Source organism: Streptomyces calidiresistens (genome assembly GCF_014141525.1).
Classification (GTDB): domain Bacteria; phylum Actinomycetota; class Actinomycetes; order Streptomycetales; family Streptomycetaceae; genus Streptomyces; species Streptomyces calidiresistens.
This window is the reverse complement of record NZ_VKHS01001322.1, coordinates 1-906: the sequence shown is the minus strand read 5'-3', so window position 1 is coordinate 906 and position 906 is coordinate 1. Positions and strand designations below refer to the sequence as shown.

At 79.5% G+C, this 906-nt stretch carries 1 protein-coding gene; it reads left to right on the top strand.

The window, feature by feature from the left end; all coding sequences use genetic code 11:
- Positions 1-379: 379 nt before the first annotated feature.
- Positions 380-775, top strand: a complete 396-nt coding sequence (locus FOE67_RS27100) for a PH domain-containing protein (RefSeq protein ID WP_182667455.1) — start codon at positions 380-382, stop codon at positions 773-775.
- The last annotated feature ends 131 nt before the right edge of the window (positions 776-906 follow it).

Below are 906 nucleotides of genomic sequence, written 5' to 3'. Positions count from 1 at the left end.
GCCGGAGCCCGCACCCGACCCCGAGCCGGTGACCCGCCCCGCCGTGCCCGGCGAACCGGCACCGGGGGAACCGGCGCCCGGCGCCGCCCCGGAACCGGCGGACGGCCCGGAGTCGGCGGACGCCCCGGAGTCGGCGGACGCCCCGGAGTCGGCGGGCGACATCGCGGCCGACACCGACCGCGGGCCCGCGGGCCCGCCCGGTGGAACGACGGACCCGGCCCCCGACACCGACCGGGTGCCCGACCCCGGGTCCCGGGCCGACACCGCCGGGGACGGCGGGAGCCCGGACACCTCCGCGCCCGAACCCGTGGACACCGGCGAGTGGCGCCGCGTCCGCCCCGGCCTGCTGACGGTGTGGCGGCTGCTGCTGGTCATCTGGATGGGTCCGCCGATCCTGCTCACCGCCGTCCTGCCCGCCGCCCTCGGCGCCCCCGCCTGGTCGGCCCTCGCCCTCGCCCCGCTCGCCCTCGCCGGCTGGCTGTGGTGGGTCCTCGGCCGGCACTTCCGCTCCTGGCGCTACCGCGAACGCCGCGACGACCTGTTGATCGGCCGCGGCGTGCTGTGGCGCCAGCTGACCGTGGTGCCCTACGGCCGGATGCAGCTGGTGGAGGTCACCTCCGGGCCGCTGGACCGGAAATTCGGGCTCGCCCGACTGCAGTTGCACACGGCCGCCGCCGCCACCGACGCGACCATCCCCGGCCTGGACCCGGCCGAGGCCGAGCGCCTGCGGGACCGGCTCACCGAGCTGGGCGAAGCCCGGTCGGCCGGCCTGTGAGCGCCGACCGTCCGGACGGGAACGGACACCACGAGGCCGGAACACCCGGGGACACGCCCCCGCGCACCGGGGACGGCACGGTCCCGCCGGCGTCCGCCGGGACCGGCGACGCGGAGACCCCCGACCCGACC

Coding starts and splice junctions, on each gene's coding strand:
- FOE67_RS27100 (WP_182667455.1), top strand. CDS start 380: ATGGGTCCGCCGATCCTGCTCACCGCCGTCCTGCCCGCCGCCCTCGGC.